The 24208-nt window shown below is 63.1% G+C and carries 23 protein-coding genes; 9 read left to right on the forward strand and 14 right to left on the reverse strand.

All coding sequences use genetic code 11. The annotated features are described in order from the left end of the window. Nucleotides 1–7: 7 nt before the first annotated feature. The 6 genes from HQ394_RS14145 to HQ394_RS14170 all read left to right on the forward strand — a co-directional run bounded on the left by HQ394_RS14145 (nt 8) and on the right by HQ394_RS14170 (nt 6267). Entirely contained in the window at nt 8–1630 is a 1623-nt protein-coding gene (locus tag HQ394_RS14145; RefSeq protein WP_190260768.1) for a sigma 54-interacting transcriptional regulator, read from the forward strand. Nucleotides 1631–1693: 63 nt separating this feature from the next. Beyond that, nucleotides 1694–2251, forward strand: coding sequence for a NifB/NifX family molybdenum-iron cluster-binding protein (locus HQ394_RS14150; protein WP_190260769.1), 558 nt, complete (start codon nt 1694–1696; stop codon nt 2249–2251). 483 nt (nt 2252–2734) lie between these two features. Beyond that, a complete protein-coding gene (gene nifE / locus HQ394_RS14155) occupies nt 2735–4150 on the forward strand; it encodes a nitrogenase iron-molybdenum cofactor biosynthesis protein NifE (protein ID WP_190260770.1) in 1416 nt (471 codons plus the stop codon). A gap of 3 nt (nt 4151–4153) precedes the next feature. Then, nucleotides 4154–5527 (forward strand): nitrogenase iron-molybdenum cofactor biosynthesis protein NifN, encoded by a 1374-nt coding sequence (gene nifN, locus HQ394_RS14160; RefSeq protein ID WP_190260771.1) that lies wholly within the window; start codon nt 4154–4156, stop codon nt 5525–5527. Nucleotides 5528–5540: 13 nt separating this feature from the next. Continuing rightward, nucleotides 5541–6029: a NifB/NifX family molybdenum-iron cluster-binding protein gene (locus tag HQ394_RS14165; RefSeq protein WP_190260772.1), complete on the forward strand. Its 489-nt coding sequence runs from the start codon at nt 5541–5543 to the stop codon at nt 6027–6029. Nucleotides 6030–6051: 22 nt separating this feature from the next. Then, nucleotides 6052–6267: a hypothetical protein gene (locus tag HQ394_RS14170; protein ID WP_190260773.1), complete on the forward strand. Its 216-nt coding sequence runs from the start codon at nt 6052–6054 to the stop codon at nt 6265–6267. Nucleotides 6268–6336: 69 nt separating this feature from the next. Here HQ394_RS14170 and phnE read toward each other — a convergent pair whose 3' ends face one another. The 9 genes from phnE to HQ394_RS14215 all read right to left on the reverse strand — a co-directional run bounded on the left by phnE (nt 6337) and on the right by HQ394_RS14215 (nt 15161). Further along, on the reverse strand, nt 6337–7167 hold the full coding sequence (phnE, locus tag HQ394_RS14175; RefSeq protein ID WP_190260774.1) for a phosphonate ABC transporter, permease protein PhnE: 831 nt from the start codon (nt 7165–7167) through the stop codon (nt 6337–6339). Then, nucleotides 7164–8048 carry a phosphate/phosphite/phosphonate ABC transporter substrate-binding protein gene (gene phnD, locus HQ394_RS14180; RefSeq protein WP_190260775.1) on the reverse strand — a complete coding sequence of 295 codons (885 nt, stop codon included), beginning with the start codon at nt 8046–8048 and terminating at the stop codon, nt 7164–7166. Before phnD ends, phnE begins: the two co-directional genes overlap by 4 nt. After that, a complete protein-coding gene (locus HQ394_RS14185) occupies nt 8029–8817 on the reverse strand; it encodes a phosphonate ABC transporter ATP-binding protein (protein WP_223291596.1) in 789 nt (262 codons plus the stop codon). The genes phnD and HQ394_RS14185 overlap by 20 nt, the downstream gene beginning before the upstream one ends. 76 nt (nt 8818–8893) lie before the next feature. Then, complete coding sequence (locus HQ394_RS14190) at nt 8894–9424, reverse strand: nitrogen fixation protein (RefSeq protein WP_190260776.1); 531 nt, start codon at nt 9422–9424, stop codon at nt 8894–8896. A 148-nt stretch (nt 9425–9572) separates the two neighbouring features. Beyond that, the gene (locus tag HQ394_RS14195) at nt 9573–10958 is read right to left on the reverse strand and encodes a nitrogenase component 1 (protein WP_190260777.1); all 1386 of its coding nucleotides are present in this window, start codon (nt 10956–10958) and stop codon (nt 9573–9575) included. Between the two features lie 79 nt (nt 10959–11037). Further along, on the reverse strand, nt 11038–11343 hold the full coding sequence (locus tag HQ394_RS14200) for a Fe-only/vanadium nitrogenase subunit delta (RefSeq protein WP_223291597.1): 306 nt from the start codon (nt 11341–11343) through the stop codon (nt 11038–11040). Between the two features lie 33 nt (nt 11344–11376). Continuing rightward, nucleotides 11377–12792 (reverse strand): nitrogenase vanadium-iron protein, alpha chain, encoded by a 1416-nt coding sequence (vnfD, locus tag HQ394_RS14205; RefSeq protein ID WP_190260778.1) that lies wholly within the window; start codon nt 12790–12792, stop codon nt 11377–11379. 561 nt (nt 12793–13353) lie between these two features. After that, nucleotides 13354–13869: a GNAT family N-acetyltransferase gene (locus tag HQ394_RS14210; RefSeq protein ID WP_190260779.1), complete on the reverse strand. Its 516-nt coding sequence runs from the start codon at nt 13867–13869 to the stop codon at nt 13354–13356. Between the two features lie 41 nt (nt 13870–13910). Further along, nucleotides 13911–15161, reverse strand: coding sequence for a polysaccharide deacetylase family protein (locus HQ394_RS14215; RefSeq protein ID WP_190260780.1), 1251 nt, complete (start codon nt 15159–15161; stop codon nt 13911–13913). Nucleotides 15162–15220: 59 nt separating this feature from the next. Here HQ394_RS14215 and ppa point away from each other — a divergent pair, with 59 nt between their 5' ends. Both ppa and HQ394_RS14225 read left to right on the forward strand, forming a co-directional pair. After that, a complete protein-coding gene (gene ppa, locus HQ394_RS14220) occupies nt 15221–15757 on the forward strand; it encodes an inorganic diphosphatase (RefSeq protein WP_190260781.1) in 537 nt (178 codons plus the stop codon). Nucleotides 15758–15869: 112 nt separating this feature from the next. After that, on the forward strand, nt 15870–16406 hold the full coding sequence (locus HQ394_RS14225) for an O-acetyl-ADP-ribose deacetylase (protein WP_223291598.1): 537 nt from the start codon (nt 15870–15872) through the stop codon (nt 16404–16406). Nucleotides 16407–16561: 155 nt separating this feature from the next. On the opposite strand, the gene HQ394_RS14230 is transcribed toward HQ394_RS14225, so the two are convergent. From HQ394_RS14230 to acsA, 5 genes are all read right to left on the reverse strand, one after another. Further along, complete coding sequence (locus HQ394_RS14230) at nt 16562–17545, reverse strand: phytanoyl-CoA dioxygenase family protein (protein ID WP_190260782.1); 984 nt, start codon at nt 17543–17545, stop codon at nt 16562–16564. Nucleotides 17546–18155: 610 nt separating this feature from the next. Next, complete coding sequence (locus HQ394_RS14235) at nt 18156–18443, reverse strand: Lpp/OprI family alanine-zipper lipoprotein (protein ID WP_190260783.1); 288 nt, start codon at nt 18441–18443, stop codon at nt 18156–18158. Between the two features lie 157 nt (nt 18444–18600). Next, on the reverse strand, nt 18601–19113 hold the full coding sequence (locus tag HQ394_RS14240; RefSeq protein ID WP_223291599.1) for a L,D-transpeptidase family protein: 513 nt from the start codon (nt 19111–19113) through the stop codon (nt 18601–18603). A gap of 142 nt (nt 19114–19255) precedes the next feature. After that, nucleotides 19256–19525, reverse strand: a complete 270-nt coding sequence (locus tag HQ394_RS14245) for an acyl carrier protein (protein ID WP_190260784.1) — start codon at nt 19523–19525, stop codon at nt 19256–19258. A 121-nt stretch (nt 19526–19646) separates the two neighbouring features. Then, nucleotides 19647–21332: an acetate--CoA ligase gene (gene acsA / locus HQ394_RS14250; RefSeq protein ID WP_190260785.1), complete on the reverse strand. Its 1686-nt coding sequence runs from the start codon at nt 21330–21332 to the stop codon at nt 19647–19649. An 80-nt stretch (nt 21333–21412) separates the two neighbouring features. Here acsA and HQ394_RS14255 point away from each other — a divergent pair, with 80 nt between their 5' ends. After that, entirely contained in the window at nt 21413–24097 is a 2685-nt protein-coding gene (locus HQ394_RS14255; protein ID WP_190260786.1) for a bifunctional acetate--CoA ligase family protein/GNAT family N-acetyltransferase, read from the forward strand. Nucleotides 24098–24208 lie beyond the last annotated feature (111 nt).

Below are 24208 nucleotides of genomic sequence, written 5' to 3' on the forward strand. Positions count from 1 at the left end.
CCCCTCGGTGGCAGCAGCAGATCATGCGGCGCGCCTCGGGTTCGAGGTTGATCTGGACGAGATCGGTGGCGAATTCACCGATTGCAAAACCGGCGAGTGCCGGATCAAGGTTCTGCCCACCCTCTACCGGATCATCCGGGTGATTGCCGATAGCGAGGATCTGGCCGACGCGCTGAAGATCATCCTCGAAGTCATGCAGCAGCGGCTGCGAATGGTCCGTGGCATGGTCACGCTGTTCGACCGCGAGGCAGGCCAGATCTTCGTGCACGCCAGCTTCGGGCTGTCGGAAGAGGAAAAGGCACGCGGCATCTACGCGCTCGGCGAGGGCATCATCGGCGCCGTGGTTGAATCCGGCAAGGCGCTGGTGACACCGCGCCTGCGCGACAGCCAGATTTTTCTCAATCGGACCGGCAGCCGCGGTGCGGGCGACGAACTGGACTGCTCCTTCCTCTGTGTGCCGATCGTGAGCGGGCGCAAGGTGTTGGGGACGATCAGCGCCGAACGGCTCTACGAGCACAGCCGCCTGCTGCGCCAGGATTTCGAATTCCTCGCCATCGTCGCCTCGATGATCGCACCGGCAGTCGAACTTTATCTTCTGGAGCGGATCGAACAGAAGAACTTGCAGAACGAAAACCGTCGCCTGCACGATGCGCTGAAGCAGAAGTTCAGGCCTGACAACATCATCGGCAATTCAAAGCCGATGCAGGACGTCTACGAGCTGATCGGCAAGATCGCGCCAGCGAAGACGACCGTTCTCATTCTTGGCGAAAGCGGCGTCGGCAAGGAGCTGGTGGCCAACGCCATCCACTACAACAGTCCCTTCGGCGACGGGCCATTCATCAAGTTCAACTGTGCCGCTTTGCCAGAGACGATCGTCGAGAGCGAATTGTTCGGCCACGAGAAGGGCTCGTTCACTGGTGCCACTGGTTTGCGCAAGGGGCGGTTCGAACTGGCCGACGGCGGGACGATCTTTCTCGACGAGGTGGCCGAACTGCCGCTGGCGGTCCAGGCAAAACTCCTGCGGGTGCTGCAGGAAAAGACCTTCGAGCGCATCGGCGGCAGTCGCTCAGTCAAGGTTGAGCTGCGCATCATCGCCGCCACCAACCGCGAGCTCACGGCGATGGTGGCCGACGGCCGGTTTCGCGAAGACCTCTATTACCGGCTCAACGTCTTTCCCATCACCATCCCGCCGTTGCGCGAGCGCGGCAGCGACGTGATCGCCCTGGCCGACTTCTTCGTCGCCCGCTTTGCCAGGGAGACGGGCAAGGACATCAAGCGCATTTCGACGCCGGCGCTGAACATGCTGCTGAGCTACCACTGGCCCGGCAACGTCCGCGAGCTCGAGAACGTCATCGAGCGCTCGGTGATCCTCGCCGACGACGGCGTCATTCATGGCTACAACCTGCCGCCATCGCTGCAGACCCCGGCGGAAACCGGGACTACGTTCGGCTGTGGCCTGCAGTCGAAGCTGGATCTCGTCGAATACGAAATGATTGTCGATGCGTTGAAGACGTACAAAGGCAATATGACCGAAGCGGCACGCGAACTGAACCTGACTCGTCGCGTCCTCGGATTGCGAATGCTGAGGTATAACCTCGACTACAAGACCTATCGCAAGATTAAAGAATAATAAATGTCGAGTTTGATTTTCAATGCCAGCCTGTTGGCTGGACGTTTTAATGTGGAGGCGATAATGACGGTGGCACATCAGACTGAACGCCGGCTGCGGGTGGTCTGTGACGGGGAGCAGGCGGCGGTACTGCGGATCGCCATTGCCACGCGCAATAATGAGCTCGCCGACGTGCCCTTTGGCCGGACACCGATGTTCGCTGTCTACGAGGTCGGGCTCGATGCCAGTTCCTTGCGCGAACTGATCGAATTCGCCGTCCCGCCGCACCGCTGTGCTGCCGACAATGACAATCCCGACGACTGCGAAGGTCGCCTCGATGCCCGCATTGCCGCGCTTGCCGGCTGCCAGGTGCTGTTTGCCCGATGCATCGGCGAGGCTGCCACGGCGGCAGCGATGAAGGCGCACATCCATCCGATCGAACTGGCACGGAACGAAACGGTCGTCGCCCTGCTGCGCCGCTGCCAAGCGATGCTGGCAACGAACCCACCGCCGTGGCTGCGCCGTGCTGTGGGTTCGCCAGGCGCCATCGCTGGCGCACGGAATGGTACGGAATTGGCGGGTGGCGTACGACGGGGTGCAGATCCGCTCTCCGTCACGGCCACCGCTGTCGGCGGTCGCTGAGCCAAGGGGGCCGACTCAGCGCCGCCAAACGGCCATCGGGGGCAGGAAGCCCTCTTGGAAGGATTTCTCCAGAGCATCGCGCCCATCGGCACCGCGGGAATCCATTCGTTGCCCATGTGGCCCAGTAATTGCTCCGGTACGAGCGGGGCGGATACAAGACTAAAAAGGCACCGATGTGAAAATAAGCGAAATGAACGTTTTGTCGCCAATGTTCGGCTCTACGGCGTGCAAATGCAGCGACATCCACCCGAAATATATTTTGTTTCAACCAGCGCGTTTTTTCGGCTATTTCCTGAAATGTTGGGAGCAGGCATCATAATTTTTGCTTTTATCTGCAGAACGAGGCGGAGTACTTTAGTTTATCGCTCGCCGCTATTCAGCTATTTCGATGGTTGTCTCATTCCGTTTTGCAATTTCGCCGAGTGATGATCATGGCCATGGCGGCTGCAGAGGCCTGCGCACCGCCGCGACGGGAGACCAGCGATGAAACCGGACGAGATCCTTGCCCTGCAGAACGAACCGGCCTGCGATCACAACCGCAAAAGCAAATCCGGTTGCGCCCGCCCGCAGCCTGGAGCGACGCAGGGCGGCTGCTGCTTCGATGGCGCGCGCAACGCGCTGGTGCCGATCACCGATGCGGCGCACATCGTCCACGGACCGATCGGCTGCGCCGGCAGTTCCTGGGATGGGCGTGGTTCGCGTTCCTCGGGGCCAATGCTTTATCGTATAGGCATGACCACCGATCTTGCCGAACTGGACGTGATCCTCGGCTCCGGAGCCGAGCGGCTGATCGAAGGCGTCGGCCACGCCTTGGAGCGTTACCAGCCGTCGGCGGTCTTTATCTACAACACCTGCGTTACTGCGATGAGCGGCGATGACTTGGCGGTGATCGCCCGCGCCGCCAGCGAACGGTGGAACGTTCCGGTGGTACCGGTCGATTGCGGCGGCTTCTATGGCAACAAGAATCTCGGCAATCGCATTGCCGGTGAGGTGCTGCTGAAGCACGTGATCGGCACCGCCGAGCCTGAGCCGCTGCCGGCGGCGGCGTACCCACATGGCATCCGTACGCATGACGTCAACCTGATCGGAGAATGGAACGTTGGTGGCGAATTCTGGAACGTCGCGCCGCTGTTTGACGAACTGGGCCTGCGGGTGCTGTGCACGCTCAGTGGCGACGCCCGCTTTCGCGAGCTGCAGGGGATGCACCGGGCGAAGGTGAACATGGTTGTCTGCTCGAAGGCGATGCTCAGCGTCGCTCGTGGCATGCGCGAGCGTTGGGGGATGCCGTTCTTCGAGGGCAGCTTCTATGGCATCGCCGATACGTCGCAGGCGCTGCGCGACTTCGCCCGTCTGCTCGACGATCCCGACCTCAGCGAACGCACGGAGGCGCTGATCGCCCGCGAAGAAGCGAATGCCGAGGCGGCGCTGGCTCCCTATCGTCGCCGGCTGGCCGGCAAACGGGTGATGATCTTCTCCGGCGGTTTCAAGTCGTGGTCGGTGATCGCGGCGATGCAGGAACTGGGGCTGACCGTCGTTGCTTCGGGCACGGAAAAATCGACCGAGGAAGACNNAAAGGCGCGTATCCGCGCGCTGATGGGCGAGGACGCGCAGATGATCGACGACAACGATCAGGCAACGTTGCTGCGGCTCTTCGACGAGCACGAGGCCGACATTCTCGCCGCCGGTGACCGCTACATCTACCCGGCGCTGAAGGCGCGGGTGCCATTCCTCGATCTCGATCATGTGCGTGACATCGGTTATGCCGGCTACACAGGGATGCTGCAGTTCGCCCGTCAGGTTGCGGTATCGGTGGAGAGCCCGGTGTGGGCTCAGGTGCGGGCGCGGCCGCGCTGGGAGGCGAGTGGTAGTCGGCGCCTGGCAGCGGTGGCGGGAGCCTGACGGATGGCCGAGGTCACGCTGACCGGCAAATCCCTTGCCGTAAGCCCGCTGAAGGTTGGCCCGGCGATGGGGGCCTCCCTCGCCATGCTTGGCCTCGATCGGGCGATGCCGCTGGAGCACGGCTCCCGCGGCTGCACCTCGCTCTCCAAGCTGTTCTTCATGCGGCATTTTCGCGAGCCGATCGCGCTGCAGACGACAGCGATGGAGCAGCTCACCACCATCCTCGGCGCCGACGACAATGTGGTCGAGGCGCTACGCACCATATGCGCCAAGGATCGACCGGAGATCATCGGGCTGATCAGCACCAGTCTTTCCGAGACCCAGGGCGCCGACATCCCGCGGACGCTGGAGGCGTTTCGCCGGGCGCATCCGGAGTACGCCCAGGTGGCGATCGTTCCGGTGAACGCGCCCGACAGTGGCGGCGGTCTGGAGACCGGCTATGCCGACGCGGTGGAGGCGATCATCGACACGCTTGTCCCGCGCAAGCGGCCGATTGCCGGGCGGCTGCAGGTGGTGAACGTCCTCGCCTCGCCGATGCTGACCACGGGCGATATCGAAGCGATCCGGGAATGGATCGAGGCCTTCGGACTCTGCCCGCTGATCTTGCCCGATCTTGCCGCTTCGCTCGACGGTCACCTGATCGAGGCTGGCTATTCAGCCCTCACCTATGGCGGCATTGCGCGNCGCGCCGATGTGGCGATGATGTCGGCATCGGTGACGACGCTGGTGATCGGGCCATCACTGTCGCGTGCCGCCGATGCGCTCAAGGCGCGCACCGGCATCGACGACGTTCGTCTGCCGCACCTGATGGGGCTCGACGCCTGCGATGCGTTCACGGATGCGCTGCGGCTGATTTCCGGGCGACCGGTTCCGGCGCAGATCGAACGGCAGCGGGCGCAGCTTCTGGATGCGATGGTGGACTGTCACTTTCTTCTCGGCAACGCGCGGGTCGCAGTCGCCGCCGACCCCGACCTCCTCGGCCAGCTTACCGCCTTCCTCGTCGGCATGGGGGTGGATGTTGCTGTCGCGGTGTCCGCCACGCGGGCGGAGACTTTGCGCACGCTGCCGCTGACGCGCGTCATCGTTGGCGATCTCGAGGATCTGGAGGATGTGGCGCGGCCGGCCGGGATCGAGCTCCTTATCGCCAATTCACACGCGGTACAGACGGCCGAGCGGCTGGGAGTGCCGCCGCTGCTGCGCGCCGGCTTCCCGCAGCATGATTACTTCGGCGGCCACGCTCGCACCTGGGTCGGCTACCGGGGCAGCCGCCAGACGCTGTTCGATCTGGCAAACATCCTGTCCCGGGCACGCCAGCCGATTGCCCCGTACACCTCGCGCTACCGCTGCGGTGAGGCTGCCGTCGGCGCCGCCTCCTGACCGGAGAGATCCCATGCTGAAGATCGCCTTCGCCTCCACCGATCGCGCCCGCGTCAATCTGCACTTCGGCGGCGCCGACAGCCTCGTCGTCTACGACGTCTCACCCGGCCGCGCCGATCTCATCGGTGTCGGCCAATTCATCAAGGAGGAGCAGGCTGGCCACGACGTTCGCACCGGCCTGGAGAACACGGCGCAGGACAAGCTAGCCGCAAAGCTTGCCTTCCTGCAGGACTGCACGGCTGTCTACGCCGCCAATATCGGCTCCTCGGCGATCGGCCGGCTGATGCGGGCGGGGATTCAGCCGATCATCNNAGTCGATGAGGGCCACGACATCGTCGATCTGCTGAACGAGGTCAGCCTCGCCATCTGCTGTGGCGGCCTGCCATGGGTCGAGCGCGCCGTCGCCAAGAAAAAGCGTACGCCCGATACTTGCGCTGTCGCCGTTCCCTCGAACGAGGGGGACAGCCATGTTCTGATCACCTCGATCGACGACGTGGCATGACTGCCCATCCGATGCCGCAGCGATGAGCAGCGAGGATCCGCTCGGCCAGCTGCGCCAGCGCTTGGCCGCCGTTCAGCTTGAGCTGCGGCAAGCGATCGGCAACGTGGACGACCCGCAAGGGAAAGCCCTGCTGGAGGTGGCCGCGGAAGTGGTGGGCGGGCTGCACAAGGCCTTTGGACACTACAAGGACAAGTCTGAACCCGCCTGGAGGCAGGTGGCGAAGCGCATTTTTCCTTAGTTACCAGGCGACGCAATACTTGCTCCCAGCTGCCGCTTTTTAGTCCAGCGGCCTTCAGTCACCGGCTTTTCACTCACCGGCAAGGAAGCGGTTGCGCAATCGATCACTCAGCGAGCTGATCACGGTGACCAGCGCCAGCATGACCAAGATCAGCGCCGCTGCCTCCTGGTACTCGAAAAGGTGGAAGGCGGTGACGATTTCGAGACCGAGACCGCCGGCGCCGATGATGCCGAGCACCGTTGCCGCACGCACATTGTGTTCCCAGCGGTAGATCGTCACGTCGGCCAGGCGCGGCAGCACCTGCGGCAGCACCGCGAAGCGCAACACTCCCAACTGCGACACGCCCTGGCTTTGCAACGCCAGGCCAGGAGCCGGATCCACGTGCTGCAGAATTTCGGCGTAGAATTTGCCGAGCATGCCGGTGGAATGGGCGGCGAGGGCGAGGACGCCTGGTAGTGGGCCGAACCCCACCGCGGCGACAAAGATGACGCCCCACAGCAGGTCGGGAATTGAGCGGGCGGCGTTGAGCGTGAGGCGGGTGAGCACACGGCATGCCTGCCAGCGCCGGCCGTCCTGCACGGCGACCAGCGCCAGCGGCAGCGCTATTGCTGCGGCGAGCGTGGTCCCGGCAATGCTGGTGGCCAGTGTTTCCAGCAGCGGTCTACCCCAGGCATGCCAGCGACGGAAATCCGGCGGTATGGCGTCCCCGGCCAGCGTCACCAGGGTGCTGAGAGCATCACGGTAGCGAAGTGGATCGAAGGCCCCAGCGTAGACGAAAGCGGCCGCGACCACCGCCAGCAGCAGCGTCAGGGCGACGATACGCCGAAAAAGCGATTNTCGACCGCCCGCAAGGACGGCCGAAATCTCGAGGTCGGTTAGTGAGGAGCCAGGTGGGCTCATGGCACGGGGATAGCGTCCGGATTGGCCTTGGCGATCGCCTCGATCCAGCTGCGGACCCGATCCACATCGGAATCGACGGCAGGAATGAACGCTTCGGCACGGAACACCTTGAGCGCGTCGGGATCGGTGACGTCGAGAAAGGCTTGCCGAACCTCTTCCTTGAAGGCCGGATCGAGCCCTTCGCGGAAGGTCCACATGTACTCCGGAATCGGCGGCGATGCGGCGAGCAGCCGCGTCGAGCCGGCTTCCAGCTTCTGTTCGCTCAGTAGACGATTGTAGATCGGCATGCTGAGGCCGCCGGCGCCAGCCTTGTGATTGGCGACGGCCATGGCCACGGCGTCGTGGGCGCCAAGAACGCGCAAGGTGTAATCCCGACCGGAAACCAGTCCGGCCTCCAGCAGCATGTAACGCGGCACCCAGGTGCCGGAGGTGGAGGCGGGGTCGCCGAAGGCCACCTGTGCGCCTTTCAGGTCGGCCAGCGACTGCGCCGGGCTGTCGGTGGGAACGATGACAACGGCTTGAAAGGTCGGTCCCACCCCGGCGTGGGTCGGCCGGGCGAAGGGCTCCAGCTTTACCCGCCGGCTCTGCAGGATGTAGGTCACCGGACCCAGATAGGCGATGTCAAGGTGGCCGAAACGCAGTGCTTCGCCAGTGGCGGCGTAGTTCGCGCCGACGACGAGTTCGACCGGCAGGCCCAGTCGCTTCTCCAGATAGGCGCGCAGCGGTTCGTTCAGACGCATGACCGTGGGGGCAGACTCACCGGGCAGCAGGCCGATGGTCAGACGATCCGGGCGTGCCTCGGCAGAGCCGACGGCGGTGGCGCTGGCGATAAGCACGCTCATGACAAGGCCCAGGATAAAACTACGCATTGAAACACCCATTTTTCTCCCGCTTGGTTGGGCTGGCGTGAAAGAGACGAAACTCCGCTGCGGCGTCGAATTCGCGCGGCGAGCCGTTGAACCGGATGCGGCCATCGACGAGGCCGATGATCCGGTCGGCCAGCGGGCGTGCGGTTTCCATCTGATGTAGGACGATAACGAGGGTGACCCCGCGCTCGACAACCAGCCGCCGCAGCATGCCGGCAAAGCGCTGGACCAGCGCCGGATCGACGGAGGCGAAGGGCTCGTCGGCAAGCAGCAACCGCGGTTCGCGGACCAGGGCACGCGCAAGACCGACGCGCTGGCGCTCGCCACCACTCAGTCGTCCGACCCGCTCGGCGGCACGATGTAGCAGGTCGACGCTGGCAAGCGCCTCGGCCGCACGGCGTTGGAGGGCACGCGGCCACGGCAGGAATGACAGCGGGTGGCGGCTGTCGGCAAGTCCGAGAAGGACGTTGTCCAGCGCCGACAAGCGATCGATCAGGGCGTGCTCCTGAAAAACCGTTGCCGTTTGCCGACAGTGCTTCCGCATCACCCCCGGCGCAGTCAGCCGGCCGAGACCGCTGACGATGATCGTGCCGTCCGCGGCTGGGATCAGGCCGTTGATCGCGCCGATGAGCGTACTCTTGCCAGCTCCGGAGGGGCCGACGATGGCGGTGATCATGCCGACCGGAATGGTGCAGGTGATCTCCTGCAAGACCAGGCGCTGGCTACGGCTGACACTGAGGTCGTGGATGCTGACGGCCGACCGGCGCATCGGTTGGAACGCCACCACATTCTCAGCGCAGGATGGAAGCGCTGCATCGCCGCTTCCATTGCCCGCTTCGGGGGAGGACGGTGGCAGCATCTCAGACGGCGGCTGGCGCCGCGTCGGCGACGCGTAGGGCGCGGCGCAACCACAGGGGCGGCGATCCCTGCAGCATCTCCTGCAGTCGGTCGAGGACCTCGTAGGTCGCCCGCGGTCCGGCCAGCTTGACCGGGAAAACACCGAGATCGGCGACGCGAACCGCCTGCGGATCACTCATCCCGAGGGTAAACAGCACCGACGTGCCGCGCAGAGCTTCGATCCGTGCATCGATGCTGTTGCCGACGGCGGGCGCCGGTGCGCCGGCAGCACAGCAGCGGCCTCCACCCTTCTTCTCGCTATTCCCTTCACCGCTGTCATCGCCAGTGCCGCCGCCTCCACCACCTGAACCGCGCGGCCGGTCCTTGAACTGGACGCAATCAAGGAAATCCGCGGTCTCGCTGCTGACGGAGTAGAAGACGAACTGCCGCGCGGTCAGGAAGTCGGCATCGACCTGGGTCAGGTCGTTGGTGGTCAGGGCGACCTTTACGTGGCCCGTTATCGGCTGGATATCGCGCTGAACCAGGTCCGGCATCTTGGTTTCTCCTCGCGCTCGGCGCCGGTAGACACACGCTCCCGGTCCGGACCTTCGAGCGGTCCGGTGCCGGCGCCAGTTGCTGTCGATCAAAGCGTTGGAATGGTCAAAGCGTTAGAGTGGCGAGGCCGGTGGGCCTTGAGTGGAGCTACCAGGTGTTCAGGATCCACTCCCGGTCCTTGGTGTATTCCATGTGCGCGAACATGGTGTTGGCGATGGTCTCGCCCAACCGCAGCGCGCCGCGATAGCCGATGGCCGGATGCCGCTGCAGTCCGGCGCGGTCGAAGGTCGGGAAGCCAACCCGGACCATCGGGATGTTGGCATCGATGGCGATGTAGCGGCCCTTCGAGTGGCCCATGATCAGGTCGAGTTCGACCTCCTTGTCCTTGATCCGCCGCTCCAACTCCCACAGGTCGGCGTTGCAGACGATCTCCATGTCGAAGTCGACCGTCTTTTTCATCTCGAGGATGCGGGGATCGCGCTTGTACTTGCCGTTGTCGTCGCCGAACAGCAGCAGCACCGGCTTCATCTCGACTTCCATGCAGAACTGCGCCAAGCCGATGACCATGTCGGGATTGCCGTAGATCGCCACCTTTTTGTCGGCGAAGAACATGTGGGCGAGGTCGGTCAGCGCGTTCAGCGCCCGGCCACGCTCCCAGACCAGCGACGCCGGGATCGGCTTGCCAGTCAGTTGGCTGATGTTGCGCAACAACGCATCGGTGTTGGCGATGCCGTAGGGCGTGGGAGAGAGCACACTCGGCACGCCAAATTCGTTCTTGAGGTAGTCGCCGGCGCCGGCGCCTTCGTAGCGAGCGAGGGCAATCGAGCCGATGGCATTCGCGCTATCCTGCAGATCCTCGACGGTGGTCGAGCCCTCGGTCTGCAGCGACTTGTCGGGCAGCATCGGCGAGTCGAAGCGGCTGGTGTCCATGTAGATGTTGGCGTCGACACCCATCTCGCTCAGATAGAACTTGAGCTCAGCGACGTCGCCGGGATTGACCCAGCCCGGGAAGATATTGAGCTTGCCCGACGCCTCGCCCTTCTTCGCCAGCGTCTTGACCAGCGACTTGACCGCTTCGTCGTAGCCGCTGACCATGCTGCCCTTGAAGCTCGGCGTGTGCACCGGCACCAGATGCACGGTGCGGCCGGGGAATTCCGTCGCCAGCATTTTGTAGCAGGCGGTGATCGTCCCCTCGATGTCGTCGCCGATCACCTCGGTGGAGCAGGTGGTGATGATCGGAATGACGCGCAGCTCAGGATAGCGGCGCGCCAGTACCTCGACGCCCTCGACGATGCGTTTGACGCCACCGAACACCGCCGCCTCCTCGTGTACCGAACTCGACGCGACGGCGAAGTTCTCTTTGAAGTGCTGGGCGAACAGCAGCCGCACGAACATCGTGCAGCCCTGGCCGCCGTGGACGAGCGGGATACAGTCCTNGACGCCGATGCCGGCGTACTGGGCGCCGGCCGGCTGGCAGGTGTACATCGGATTGATGATGCCCGCCCGATCCTTGGATTCAACGGTGCAGGTCATGATGAAGCCTCTCTTTGGAGATGAGCGCCGAGGAGGGCGGGACGGCAGATGGCTCTAGCGCCGTCCCGCTTCGCGGCGGCTAATAGAGGGTGTGGGTCAGCTCGTGATTGCGGGACCGGGTGATCGCGAGGTCGACGAGCCGCTCGCGCAGACCGCCGAGCAACTCGCTGATCTCCGCCTCGTCCGCTTCGCCGAGCCAGGGAAAGCGCGAGCGAAAGTCGGCGACCATGATCTTCGCGTCGGCGACGAAGCAGCGTTCGTTCGGTGTCTCCGCCGTGGGCTCGCGTCCGGCGAGCAGGTCCTTGGCCTTGGCGATGACGCCGTCGATGTTCTCCGAACGGTCCCAGGTGCGGGAATGGAACTGCCAGAGGCAGCGCTCCTGCACGTNAGTCGAATAGTTCGTCCACCTTGCTCGCCATCATGCTGCCTCCTCGACCAGGCGGGCGCCATCACCGCGAATGTCGATCGCTGCGAGCCGCATCAATGGGTTATGGGTGGCGTTGTACATATCGCGGGCCATGTTGACGAAGCCCTCGAAGCCCATGTAGGGGCCGTTGTGGTAGCCGTGGCCGTTGACGTATGGGATGTGCAGCTTCTTGACCAAGTCGCCCACCCGCGGGCCGGTGAAGATGATGTCCGGCTTCGCCTTGTCCATGATCTCGAAGAATTCGAGTTCGTTCGGATCGTCGATGTAGTAGGTGCCGTGGCGACCGCGGGCGATCACCTTCTCGAAGTCTTCCTCGTGGCCGAACTTTGACGACATGGCGACCACTTCGACGCCGAGATCGTCTTCCACTGCCTTGGTCCAGTGCCAGAGGCGCGGACCACCGGTCCAGATCGCCATCTTCTTGCCCTGCAGGCGTTCCTTGTACCAGTCGAGTTGCGGCTGCCACTTCGCCGTCTCCTCGGCGATCAACTCCTCGGCCTTCTCGTCGAGGCCGAAGAACCCAGCGACCTTGCGGATCGCTTCCGCGGTGTAGTTGAAGCCCCAGCTGTCGATGTCGAGGCGGGGAATACCGTAGAGCCGCTTCAGCTCGTTGGCGATGTAGCCGGCCGAGCGTGCGCAGTTGACGACGTTCAGCTTTCCCCGATGCATTGCCCGGCAATCATCATAAGTGGAATTGCCGGTGAAGTGGGCGATAACCTGGATGCCGAGACGCTCCCAGTACTTCTCAAGGACGAACGTATCCCCTTGGATGTTGTAGTCGCCGATGAAGTTGATGGTATATGGGCTGGTGATCTCGGGCTCGACGGTGCCGACTTTCTCGCTCACCCAGCCGATATTGAGCACATGGTGGCCCTTCGACTGGCTGACACCGGCGAATCCCGGGCATTCGACGACGAACACATCGACGTCCGGCCGTGCGTCGGTCACCTTCTTTACCACCGCTTTGACGTCGTCGCCGATCAGCGCCGTCGGGCAGGTGGTGTAGACGATCATCCGCTTGATCTCGGGCATGGCGTCGAAGGCTTCGTTCATCGCCTTCTCTAGGCGCTTCTCGCCGCCGAAGACGATGTGGCTTTCCTTCATGTCGGTCGACCAGCTGTACTTCAACTGGAAGTGGCCGTTGTCGCTGGGGTAGCGCTTGGTGTGCCACGTGTCGTAGGCACAGCCGACCGGGCCGTGGATCATCTGAATGGTGTCTTTCAGCACGCCGCCGATGACCAGCTTGGCGCCGCAGAAGGAGCAGCCGCGCTCGGACAGGGTGCCCGGGATCGTCGGTGCATTCGCCACCGGCAGGTAGTCGCGCGTGTCCTCCCCGGGCGCTTTAAAATAAATATGCCGCTCGCGCTCAGGAATATCCCGGTCGCAATTGAGCAGGACCATTGGCATGACAGATAACTCCCTGCTGAAGATGACCGCTTTATTGGCCAATCCAGCATCGATGATTTGATGCGATGTCCTCGGGAGCTAAATTGCACGATTGGTGCCAAGAGCAAAAACAGCCCTCGGGGGCAGGGCGCATCGCCATGGAGAGCGTGTTGCCCGTGTCCTCCTGGGCGGCTGTGGCAGTATAACGCCTTGAATTCGCTGAAAGAACGCTGTCTGCTATATTGGCACCGGTCCGGCTGGGGCGGTGGCAGTGGTCCGCCCGTCGTGCGGCGGGGCGTTCAAGCGCGAACACTCAAACGGTGATCGTTCCTGCAAGTACACGGGCAGCCAACTACAGGGGCCTGCAAGTACACGGGAACGTGGCGCGGTCTGGATCGCCATCGAAGGTCTGCGCCGGTATATGTTCGGGGGTGGACGAGGGGAGGCTGGGTAGAATCCGGCCGGCGGCAGCCGCTATGGCCGGGGGCGAAAGGCATGTTACTGCGGCTGCCGCTCAGTTGAGATGGGGCGTGCCGGAAACGGCGACGATCGTGCCGTGTCGCCCACTCCACGGCCGGAGAGTCAGATCTGCTTGCGGACCAGGATTTCTTCGTAGCCGGTGCAGATGAGATCGGGCAGCGTCGCCACCTCGACGAAGCCGCGGGCGGCATAGAAGCGGCGGGCAGCGCTGTTGAAGGAGGAGACCACGGCCCAGAGATTGCCGCCTTCGCTACGGGTGTGCTCGACCAGCCAATCAACCAGCGCCGAGCCGAGGCCACTGTTCTGGTGCGTCGCGGCGACGCCGATCACTTCGATGGTCGCGCCACGCAGCCAGGGATAGCGGACACCGATGACGCCGCTCGGCTTGTCGTCGATGCGGACCAGATAGCGATACAACCCCGGATCGTCGCGAACCATATAGCGGGCAATCTGGTCGGCGGTGTAGCCAAGGGTACGCCAGGGGTCCATGGCCGCCAGCATGGCGCTCATTGCCAGCGCCTCGTTCCACTGCTGCAGCCGTTCCAGCGTGCACTGTTCGAGACGATAGCGATAGCGGGCGAAGGGGCGGTCAGCTTCGATGTTTCTGTCGTCTTTCATGTTGGCGTTTCCGAAACCGTCGTCCACATGGTAGCTGCGCCTCAGCCGGTACCTGCACCAAAGAGCCTATCGTAGCGTTGGTTGTCGCCCGGGCGAAGCTCGTAGCACTCGCCGTAAGCGACGGGCTGCCCTGCGCCCAGCAGATAGCTCACGTTGACGAAGCGATAGCCGCGGTGGGCGAGTTCGCGGACGATTGCCGGCAACGCCGCTACGGTCCCCGAGCCGCGGCCGTTGCCGTGAAAGACGACGATGGATCCCGGCTTCACCTGGTCGAGCACACTGCGCCGAACCGTCTCCGGCGATTGGCCTTTGACCGCATCGCCGCTGATGACGTCCCACTGGATTGCCGGCAGGCCGAGCCGGCCGACCATGGCCAGGGTCGCCTCGCTGCAGGTGCCGTAGGGAAAGCGGAAGGTGCGTGTCGAAAGCGGGATGCGGGCGATCTCCTCGGCATCGACACCTTTCGCCTCCGCCCGCGCCGCCAGCCGCTCGCGCAGGATCTCGTACTCGGCCATCGTCCAGACCACCTGCTGCTCCGCCGCCTCACCTTCCAGGACCCGCATGTTGCCGTGTGTCCAGCCGTGATTGCCGACCTCGAACAGCGGATCGGCGATCAGCTGCAGCGCCCGCTCAGCGTGACTGCGCAGCCATTTGCCACCGGCATAGAAGGTGGCCGGCACCCGGCCTTCGCGTAAAATGTCAACGATGCCACCCTCGTAGCCGGCCACGTCATCGGCGCGTTCGCACAGATCAAAGGTGAGCGCCACCAGCTTCTCGTCGTTCTCGGTCTTGACCCGGCGGATCGAGCCAGTGAACGGCGGTGACAGCGGTGGAAGCGGCTGGCGCAGCGAGGCCCGATCGGGCGGCGTATGATCGGCCGGACGCAGACGGACGATCCGCGCCTCGTTGGGCTGGCTGCGCAACTCGTCTGTCGTCCACAGCGCCGTCAGCACCGCTGCCGAGCCGAAGGACTTGGCCCGACGGTCGGCGTTGCCCTGGGGCTCGGCAGCAGGAACGGCGACCTCGGCCTCCGGCTCCTTGGCCACTGCTCGCGGCACCGCACGCGGGCGCGATTTCGCGGCGTGATGTGGTAGTTGGCCGGTGCGGACCGCGAGCGCGATGACGACACCTGCGGCAAGCCCACCGATCAGCCGCCGGCGGGTGAGCAGCGGCCCTGATCCGCCCTTGCCCGGCTTGCCGCGCGCCTGATTGCCGCTGACCCGGCTGCTGCCCGGTCGTTTTGCCGCGCTGCTGCCGCGTTTGCCGAATGGCGATTGATCTCTCTTCCTCATGCTCCTAACAAGACGGCTTCGTGGTCGAGGCTGATTGATTTTTTTGGAAAGGTGCCAGGATGGACCTCACGCGTGTACCGGTTGGCAAGAACGCGCCCTACGACGTGAACGTCATCATCGAAATTCCGATGGGCGGCAACCCGGTCAAGTACGAACTCGACAAGGATTCCGGCGCTATGTATGTGGATCGGTTTCTACACACCGCCATGTACTACCCCTTCAATTACGGCTTCATTCCGCACACGCTGTCGGAAGACGGCGACCCGGTGGACGCTGCGGTCATCGGCCAAACGGCTGTCTCGCCCGGCGTCATCATTCGTTCGCGGCCGATCGGCGTGCTGATCATGGAAGACGAGAAGGGCATTGACGAGAAGATCCTCTGCGTTCCCGTCGATGACCTCCACCCCTATTTCGCCGACATCGCCTCGTATCGCGAACTGCCGCAGATCCTTCGCGATCAGATTGCGCATTTCTTCGGCCATTACAAGGATTTGGAGGAAGGAAAGTGGGTGGAAGTGAAGCGTTGGGGCGAGCCCGACGAGGCATTTCAGTTGATCCGCTCCGGCGTCGAGCGGCTCCACGCCAAGGGTGAATGATCGCCATCGGTGATTGTTCCCCGTGCCGCCTGACAGAAGCCACACGGCAGAGTCGCCAAAGGGAGAAGCGGCATGGACGCAGAACACTGGCGGAACCGGGTGNTCAATCGTCGTGGGCGATATCACACGCCTCGCGCTTGATGCCATCGTTAACGCTGCCAACGAGTCGCTGCTCGCTGGTGGTGGGGTCGACGGCGCAATTCATCGCGCTGCCGGCCCGGAGTTGCAGGCGGCCTGTCGGACGATTGGCGGCTGCCCCACCGGCGAAGCGCGCATAACCGACGGCTTTGGCCTGCCCGCCAGGTTCGTCATCCATACGGTGGGGCCGGTATGGCAGGGCGGTGGTTCGGGGGAGGATGCGGCCCTGGCCTCGTGCTATCGTCAGGCGCTGGAATTGGCGTCACGCCACGGTGTCCGGACGATTGCCTTTCCGGCCATCTCCACCGGAGTGTTTGGCTTTCCAGCCGAGCAGGCGGCACGGGCGGCGGTGGCGGCTGTCCGTGCCTATCTTGGCGATCGCGGGCTGCCGGAAGAGGTGGTTTTCTGCTGCTTCAGCGCCGAATCCGCCGCGGCGCATCACGCGGCACTGGCCGAAGCCATCGCGGCTGGGGACGATGGCAGCGCTGAAGTCGTGTCAGGGCAGATGTGACAGGTAGCGTAATGGAATCCAGCCGCCGTTCCAGCCCGCGACCCAACAAGCAGGCCACACGGCGTTCTCGAAACCTCTCTCGTTGCAACCGCGCCCGCGCCTGTCTGGCGGCTGTACCCGACCGGTTCGGGCGGGCGCCAGAGAGAATGACCGTGTCAGCGCGTCAGCGCCTTGATCGCCAGCTTCTTGGCAAAACCATACACGCTGGGCAGGTGCGCAGCCGCCTCGAAGTCGAGGCGGTTCATCATGTCGTCCAGATCCTTTGGCTTATTGACTGCCATGCCGTTCACGTGGGTGAGATTCAACTCGCGGATCCGGGCCTGGAACTGGAGGAACCGTTGATTGCTCGGAATGTAATGCGCCGTCAGCGAGGAGCGGGAGAACTGGTGCTGGTTCGTTTCCAGGCTGCCATGGATTGTTTTCGCGTTCCAGAGCAGCACATCGCCCTGACCCATGTACGGAGCGCGGCACTCAAGCTTCTGGTCGCGAATGATCTTCTTGATTAACTCGAGATAGCGATCATGGTGGAAGGCTACATCGAAATCGCCGCCGTTCTTGGCGATATCGATCTTGTGACTTCCAGGATAGACATAGAAGCGTCCGGCACCAGGTTGAATGTCCTCAAGCGCAAACCATCCCGCGGCCATACACCCCAGCGTTTCGGCATCGAGATAGTAAGTATCCTGATGCGCAGGTGTCTGGGTATTGCCTTGAAAGTGCATTGTCTGGACAACGATGCCGGGCACTCCGAACAAGCTGGCAACAGCTTTCTGGACTCCTGGCGCAGTGATCACTTCCAGGGCTGCGGCGCGATAAGGAGAAAATTGACGGGTTGGTAAATCCTGGAAATTAAGCACCGGATTCATAACAAAACCGTGCTCATTAATCTTATTTCTTTCTGGAATTCCTGTGGTCTGACGGTAAATATAGCCTTTATATTGCGATGATGNGCGGCTGAAAAGTTCGCGTGTCCGACAGCAAGCGGCTGGATCAACCAACTTGCGGAAAATAACATAGCCATTTTCTTGATAGTAACTTGCCGCTTGAGATAGAGAATCGAGGCTGAAGTACGGCTCATCCTCTGCTAGACTGGCTGGTATTTCGATTTTGTCTCCGGTGGGAGAAGTTATGATATGCATAGCGCCCTACACCCCATTATGCATGAGGCCTATCCGGCCCCATCCGGCCCCATCCGGCTCATCAACGTCCTATAGAATAGCTACCTGAAGTAGTTAAAGTACGCGACTATTGCCGCAACTTCAAGTGGAAGCATGTGTACGCATTGCGTTGGGCGGAATCAGCGGGGCGTTCCTGAAACATCGCCGATGGACGCGGGATGCCTGCAGCTATGGAGCGCGTGCGGCACAAGGGCGAAGGCACTGGTGGTGGGGGCGTCGAATGAGGGCGTGCTGCCGCTCACTGGAGCGGTCTTGAGCAGTCGGACCCTGTGTCGTAGTGCGTAACCGCGCATTGCTGCTTGTGGCAAATGGCCGGTCAGCTTCGATCAGATGGCAGAATCAAAAGGCGGCCAAGTTAAAGGCAAGTTGCTTGCCTGCTTGGCCGCCCATCGATACCCAGAAAACCACCCAGCCACTGCAACAAACTGAGCGGGCTGAGGCGATTTCATTAGGAAAATCATATCAGAAGAAACACCGCCACCGGTTTACAGCGACGGCTTTCTTCAGGCATCTGCGCTTTCGACGAGGATCCGCCAGGAGCGGGTCCGCCGATCGCGGATGTGGAATGGTACTACTTGCGCAGACCCTTCTGGAACATCCGGTCCGCACGCTCGGCAGCGGCGTTGGCAGCGGCTGCGGCGTTCTGGGCCTGCTGAGCGGCGGCAGAAGCCTGCTGCGCAGCGCGTGCTGACTCGGTCTTGGCCGCGGTTACGTCAGCCTGCAGCTTCGCAACGTCGCTCTTCAAACCGTTAACGTCTTTACGCAACTCGTCAACGTCACCTTGGGACGCACACGCACCGAGCGCGAGCGTAGCGGCAACCGCAACAACCGGCAGTGCCTTACCAACAGACATCCTCATTTTCCCCTCCGCGGTGAAAATCTCGGCTCCAATGCACGATGACCGTAGTAACCCACCACGATCAACGGGCTTTATTAAAGCCTCTGATCGATAAATCAAGTCTCACTTACGCTTGAGACGATTAACTCGCATCCGGCACCCATCTGCGCGGGGCGCCCTACGGCAAAATCTCGATGAGCGTCCCATCGTCGACGGCCATCCAGACCTCATCCATCTCCTGATTGCTAAGCGCTATACAACCCTCCGTCCAGTCAAAATACGGATTGCTGCCATTAAAGCCGTCGACGGGCTGACCATGCACCATGATCAGACCACCGGGATTGCTGCCAAATTGCCCCGCGCGCGCGGCGTCGTTATTGTTCGGATAGGAGATATGTATCGCCCGGTAGAACCGGCTGTTGACGTTTCGCCAGTCAAGGATATAGAGCCCTTCGGGCGTCCGGCCATCGCCTGCAAACATCTTCGCACCGACCGGATTGGGGCCGAGGGCGACGCGAAAGCTGCGCAGGACGTTCCCATCCTGCAGCAGATAGAGCCGCCGTTCCGATTTGACCACGAGGACCTTGTCGGCCTTGGTGAAACCGGCCGTGTTCCACGTCGCTGCGGCGGCGGGAAGAGGGGTGAGGGGCAGCAGAAGTGCCACGACGCCAGCGAGAAAACTACGCATCATCAATGCCTGAGCAGACCAGAAACAAAATCATGGCGAAAATTAGGGGTCTCGCCCGCCGATCGCAAGCTGAAGCCGACGCATCGCCGAGCAGCGCACGGCCCGTGGCGAGCGCTAGACCGTCCCGACGATGCTGCCGCAAGATTTAGGGAACGGGGCATTCGTCCGGCTGTTTCGGCTGACCGCTGAGGACGGCGAGGCAGCCATTCAAGCTCGACAGTTTGGGGTAATCGGCTTCGGCGATTCGCACGCCGAGGGCCTCTTCGATGCCGAAGACGAAGTTCAGATAGTCGACCGAATCGATTTCGATCTGTTCGTTGAAGGTGCGGGCGGGGTCAAGGTCTGCCAGATTGGCCTCGGGGGCGACGGCCTGCAGGCAGCCAAGGACCACCGCACGGAGGTCAGTTTCGGCCATGACTCATGCTCTCAATTCAATGGTGGAGACGATGCGATGCCAGCACAGAGACGTGGGGAGGGCAATCGCAAAAGTGGCGTCGTGTAACCGGTGGATGCCGACCGGACGATGAGTGCGCCGCTCATGCCTCTGATTCCGTCTCGTCCACATCGGAACTTGCCGGGTCCGGCTCGGTGATGCCCAATTCGCGCGCCTTCAGGACGCGGCGCATGATCTTGCCGCTGCGCGTCTTTGGCAGATCGTCGGCGAAGACAATCTCCCGCGGCGCCAGGGTCGGCCCCAGCCGTGACCGGGCGAAGCCGAGAATCTCCTTGAGCAGCGCCTCGTTGGCGAGGTGTCCCGGTCGCAGCGAAACGAAGGCTTTCACCGACTCGCCGATCATCGGGTCGGGCTTGCCGATGACACCGACTTCCGCCACCGCTGGGTGTTCGAGCAACGCACTCTCCACCTCGAAGGGGCCGATCAGGTGGCCGGCCGACTTGATCATTTCATCGGCACGGCTGACGAACCAGAAGCGGCCCTCCGCATCGCGGCGCATCAGATCGCCGGAGAGATAATAGCCGCCGCCGAAAACGGCGCTGTAGCGGGCCGACTCGCCCCAATAGCCGCGAAACATGGAGGGCCAACCGACGCGGATCGCCAATTCGCCCTCGGCACCCGGGGCCACGGGTGCTGGTACGCCGCCGGCGCCGTTCCGCGCGACGATGTCCGCCTCGATGCCAGGCATCGCCCGACCGATGGCGCCGGGTGTTACCGTCTCATCGGGTGGCGTGGCGATCATGATCGCACCGGTCTCCGTTTGCCACCAGGTGTCGTGGATGTCACGGCGGAAGGCGCTGCGTCCCCAGCGGACCAGTTCCGGATTGAGCGGCTCGCCGACGCTGGCCACGTGTTGAAGCGCGCTGCAATCGAACGAACGGGCGAGTGCCGAGCCGCCTTTCATCAACATCCGCAACGCGGTGGGCGAGGTATACCAGCGGGCGACCTGGTGATCCTGCAGCACCTGATACCAGCGGCTGGCATCGAAGTCGCCGCTGTCGACGACGGTGGTGGCACCGCAGACGAGAGGCGCTACCAAGCCATAGGAGATGCCGGTGACCCACCCCGGATCGGCATTGCACCAGTAGACATCGCCCGCCTGGAGGCCCAGCGCGTACCGTGCTGTCGCCCGATGCGCGACCACCGCGCCGTGCGCGTGCAGGGCTCCCTTTGGGGAGCCGGTGGTGCCGCTGGTGAAGTGCAGCAGGGCGTGTTCGTCGGGATCAGTGGGCTGAATACGGTATGCGTCGCTCGCGGCATGCATCAATGTCTGGTACGACCACGTGGCAGGCGTCGTTGCACCGATGACCACCACATCACGAAGGGCGGTGAGTGTCGGGCGTAACGCTTCGATGCGCCGGCGGTAGAGCAGGTCGGTGGTGATCAGGACCGAGGCTTCTGCCTTGCTCAGGCGCAGGCGGATCGGCTCCGGGCCGAAATTGGCGAATAGGCAACAGAGAATGGCACGCGCCTTCAGCGTTCCCAGCGCCGCTACGTAGAGTTCTGGAATGCGGCCAGCGAGGATGAAGACGCGATCACCCGGGCGTATGCCGAGATCGGTGAGCACGTTGGCAAAGCGATTGCTTTGTCGGGCGACCTCGCCGTAGGTTAACGTCGTTACTGTATTTAAGCGATCGATGAAGCGAAAGGCGACTCGATCACCATCGCCTTTGGCGACGTGTCGATCCACCGCCTCATAGGCGATGTTGAAGCCTTCACCACCTGGAAGGCCGTCGAGTGCCGCAGATGCCTCTCCCCAGTAATCCATCTTATTTGCTCGCTTTAGGCCCACCTCGGGATAAAAAATCGTCGCATGATCAGCGGAACGAGTCGAAGGACATTCGGGCGATGAGCATCCGAAATCTTGATTATCTGTTCAAGCCTCGGTCTATCGCCCTGATTGGCGCCAGCCGGCAACCGCTCTCCGTCGGCAATGTCGTTGCCCGCAATTTGTTTGATGCCGGCTTCCGCGGGCCGATCATGCCCGTCAATCCAAACGACAAGGCGGTGGAGGGCGTGCTCGCCTATCCCAACGTGGCGTCGCTGCCACTCGTCCCCGACCTTGCGGTCATTGCGACCGCGCCCGAGACCATTCCGGGACTGATCGACGAACTTGGCGCCCGCGGCACCCGGGCGGCGGTGGTGATCAGTTCCGGTTTCAGTCTTCTCGGCGAGGAGAAGAGCGACGCGCTGAAGCAGGCGATGCTCGATGCCGCCCGGCCGCACACGCTGCGCATCCTCGGACCCAACTGCCTCGGTATCCTGGCACCGGCGATCGGGTTGAACACCAGCGTAGCGCCGCTCACCTCGAAACCTGGTCATCTTGCGTTCATCGCCCAATCGGGCGCCATGGTGGCGACGGTGCTGGATTGGGCGGCGGCGCGCGGCATCGGCTTTTCCCATTTTATCTCGCTGGGCGACATGGTTGACGTCGATTTCGGCGATCTCCTCGACTTCCTCGGTGGCGAGATGGATGTTCGCGGCATCCTTCTCTATATGGAAACCGTCACCGATGCGCGAAAATTCATGTCTGCCGCACGNCGCGCAGCGGCGCGGGTCAAGCCGGTTATTGTTGTCAAGTCCGGGCGCTATCCGGCCTCGGCGCGTGCCGTTTCGTCGCACACCGGGGGCTCGACCGGCCAGGACGCCGTCTACGATGCGGCGTTCCGGCGCGCTGGCATGCTGCGGGTGCAGGGCATCGATGAGTTGTTCGGGGCCGTCGAAACACTGGGCATCGGTCGGGTGGCCCGCGGTGACAGACTGACCATCCTGACCAACGGTGGCGGCGTTGGCATTCTCACCTCCGACGCCCTGCTCGAACATGGCGGCCGCCTCGCCGAACTCCCGCCAGAGATACTGACGGCGCTGGATGCATTCCTGCCGTGCGACTGGTCGCATGCTAACCCGGTGGATATCACCCGCAATACGCCGGCTGACCACTACGGCCAGGCGCTCAAGGTTCTCCTCGGCAACAAGGATTCGGACGCCATTCTCGTGCTGCACTCGCCCTCGGGCATGGTGACCCCGGTCGATGCGGCGCGGGCGGTGGTGGCGACGCTGAAGGGGAGCAACGCCAGCGTCCTCACCTGCTGGTTGGGAGAGACGGCAGGACAAGAAGCGCGTCAGTTGCTGACCGAGCACCGCATTCCCACCTATCCTACTCCCGAACGGGCGACGCGCGCGTTCATGCACATGGTTACCTATCACCGTAACCAGAAGATGCTGACGCAGACGCCGCCCTCGGTGCCGGAGGACTTCAGCCCCGACCGGACGGCGGCCCAACAGATCGTGCGCCAANNCGTGCTGGCACAGGGACGCAGTTGGTTGACGGAGCCGGAGGCCATGGGCGTGCTGCTCGCCTACGCCATTCCGGTTGTCTCGACGCATGTCGCCCAGGACCCGACGGCGGCGGCGGCGGCGGCGGCGATCTTTGGCGGCCCGGTAGCGCTGAAAATCCTGTCGCCGGATATCCTCTCCAAGACCGCGGTGGACGGCATCATCCTCGATATTCGTTCCCCGTCCGGCGTCCAGCGCGCCGCTCAGTCGATGCACGAGCGGGTGAAGTTGCACGCGCCGCAGGCGCGCCTCGATGGTTTCACCGTGCAGCCGATGATTTTCCGCCCCGACGGGGTGAGTCTTGCGATCCGCGTCGTCGATGATAGCCAGTTCGGACCGGTGATTTCCTTCTGTCCCGGTGGCCGGGGCGCCGAGTGCATGGACGACGTGACCGTCGCGCTACCGCCGCTCAACATGCACTTGGCGCGCGACGTGATCCGGCGGACCCGCATCGTCCGCATGCTCGACGGCGGCGGCGACCAGCCGGCGGCGGCGATCGACCAGGTGGCACTGACGCTGATCAAGGTGGCGCAACTGGTGATCGATCTGGCCGAAGTGGTCGAACTGGTGATCGATCCGCTGGTGGGCGACCGCTTCGGCGTCATCGCCCTGGATGCCAAGATCCGCGTCGCCAAGCCTACCCGATCGGCAACGCAGCGCCTCGCCATCCGCCCCTATCCGAAGGAGTTGGAAGAGACCCTGGAGCTGCCCAACGGCCGGACGTTTCTGCTCCGCCCGGTGTTGCCGGAGGACGAGCCGGCATTCCAGGATCTGTTCAGCAAGTTGTCGCCACGCGACGTGCGGATGCGCTTCTTCGCCCCGAAGAAGGCGCTGACGCATCCGCTCGCTGCGCGGATGACACAGATCGACTACGACCGCGAGATGGCTCTGGTACTGGCCGAACCGGGAACCCCGGCAAAAGCCCCATCTTCNGGTGCGGTGCATGTCAGCGCCGATGCCGATAATGAGCGAGCCGAATACTCCATCATGCTGCAAAGCGATATGGTCGGTCTTGGTCTCGGGCCGTTGTTGATGCGGCGCATCATCGATTACGCGCGTCGACGCGGCCTCAAGGAGATCTACGGCGAGGTTCTGCGTGAGAACAAGCCGATGTTGAAGATTTGCGATCTACTGAAGTTTCAGAAAAAGGCCAGCCTCGAAGATCCTGGCACAATCGAAGTTCGACTGACGCTGTGATCAGGTCTGGCCTGTCGTCAATTTACCAATGCAATTACTAGCGCATTGCCTGTGGTGACGTTTCAGTATTGTCGATCGCTACGCTTTCGTTTTCACGACATGGAACGCTTT

This window comes from Defluviicoccus vanus, assembly GCF_014672695.1.
GTDB classification, from domain to species: domain Bacteria; phylum Pseudomonadota; class Alphaproteobacteria; order Rhodospirillales; family Defluviicoccaceae; genus Defluviicoccus; species Defluviicoccus vanus.

Bases quoted from the DNA above. Each gene is read 5' to 3' on its own strand.
- phnD (WP_190260775.1), bottom strand. From the start codon at position 8,048: ATGGGTGTTTCAATGCGTAGTTTTATCCTGGGCCTTGTCATGAGCGTG.
- ppa (WP_190260781.1), top strand. From the start codon at position 15,221: ATGGACCTCACGCGTGTACCGGTTGGCAAGAACGCGCCCTACGACGTG.
- acsA (WP_190260785.1), bottom strand. From the start codon at position 21,332: ATGGATTACTGGGGAGAGGCATCTGCGGCACTCGACGGCCTTCCAGGT.
- HQ394_RS14170 (WP_190260773.1), top strand. From the start codon at position 6,052: ATGAGCAGCGAGGATCCGCTCGGCCAGCTGCGCCAGCGCTTGGCCGCC.
- HQ394_RS14235 (WP_190260783.1), bottom strand. From the start codon at position 18,443: ATGAGGATGTCTGTTGGTAAGGCACTGCCGGTTGTTGCGGTTGCCGCT.
- HQ394_RS14210 (WP_190260779.1), bottom strand. From the start codon at position 13,869: ATGAAAGACGACAGAAACATCGAAGCTGACCGCCCCTTCGCCCGCTAT.
- HQ394_RS14150 (WP_190260769.1), top strand. From the start codon at position 1,694: ATGACGGTGGCACATCAGACTGAACGCCGGCTGCGGGTGGTCTGTGAC.
- HQ394_RS14245 (WP_190260784.1), bottom strand. From the start codon at position 19,525: ATGGCCGAAACTGACCTCCGTGCGGTGGTCCTTGGCTGCCTGCAGGCC.
- HQ394_RS14240 (WP_223291599.1), bottom strand. From the start codon at position 19,113: ATGATGCGTAGTTTTCTCGCTGGCGTCGTGGCACTTCTGCTGCCCCTC.
- HQ394_RS14215 (WP_190260780.1), bottom strand. From the start codon at position 15,161: ATGAGGAAGAGAGATCAATCGCCATTCGGCAAACGCGGCAGCAGCGCG.
- HQ394_RS14190 (WP_190260776.1), bottom strand. From the start codon at position 9,424: ATGCCGGACCTGGTTCAGCGCGATATCCAGCCGATAACGGGCCACGTA.
- vnfD (WP_190260778.1), bottom strand. From the start codon at position 12,792: ATGCCAATGGTCCTGCTCAATTGCGACCGGGATATTCCTGAGCGCGAG.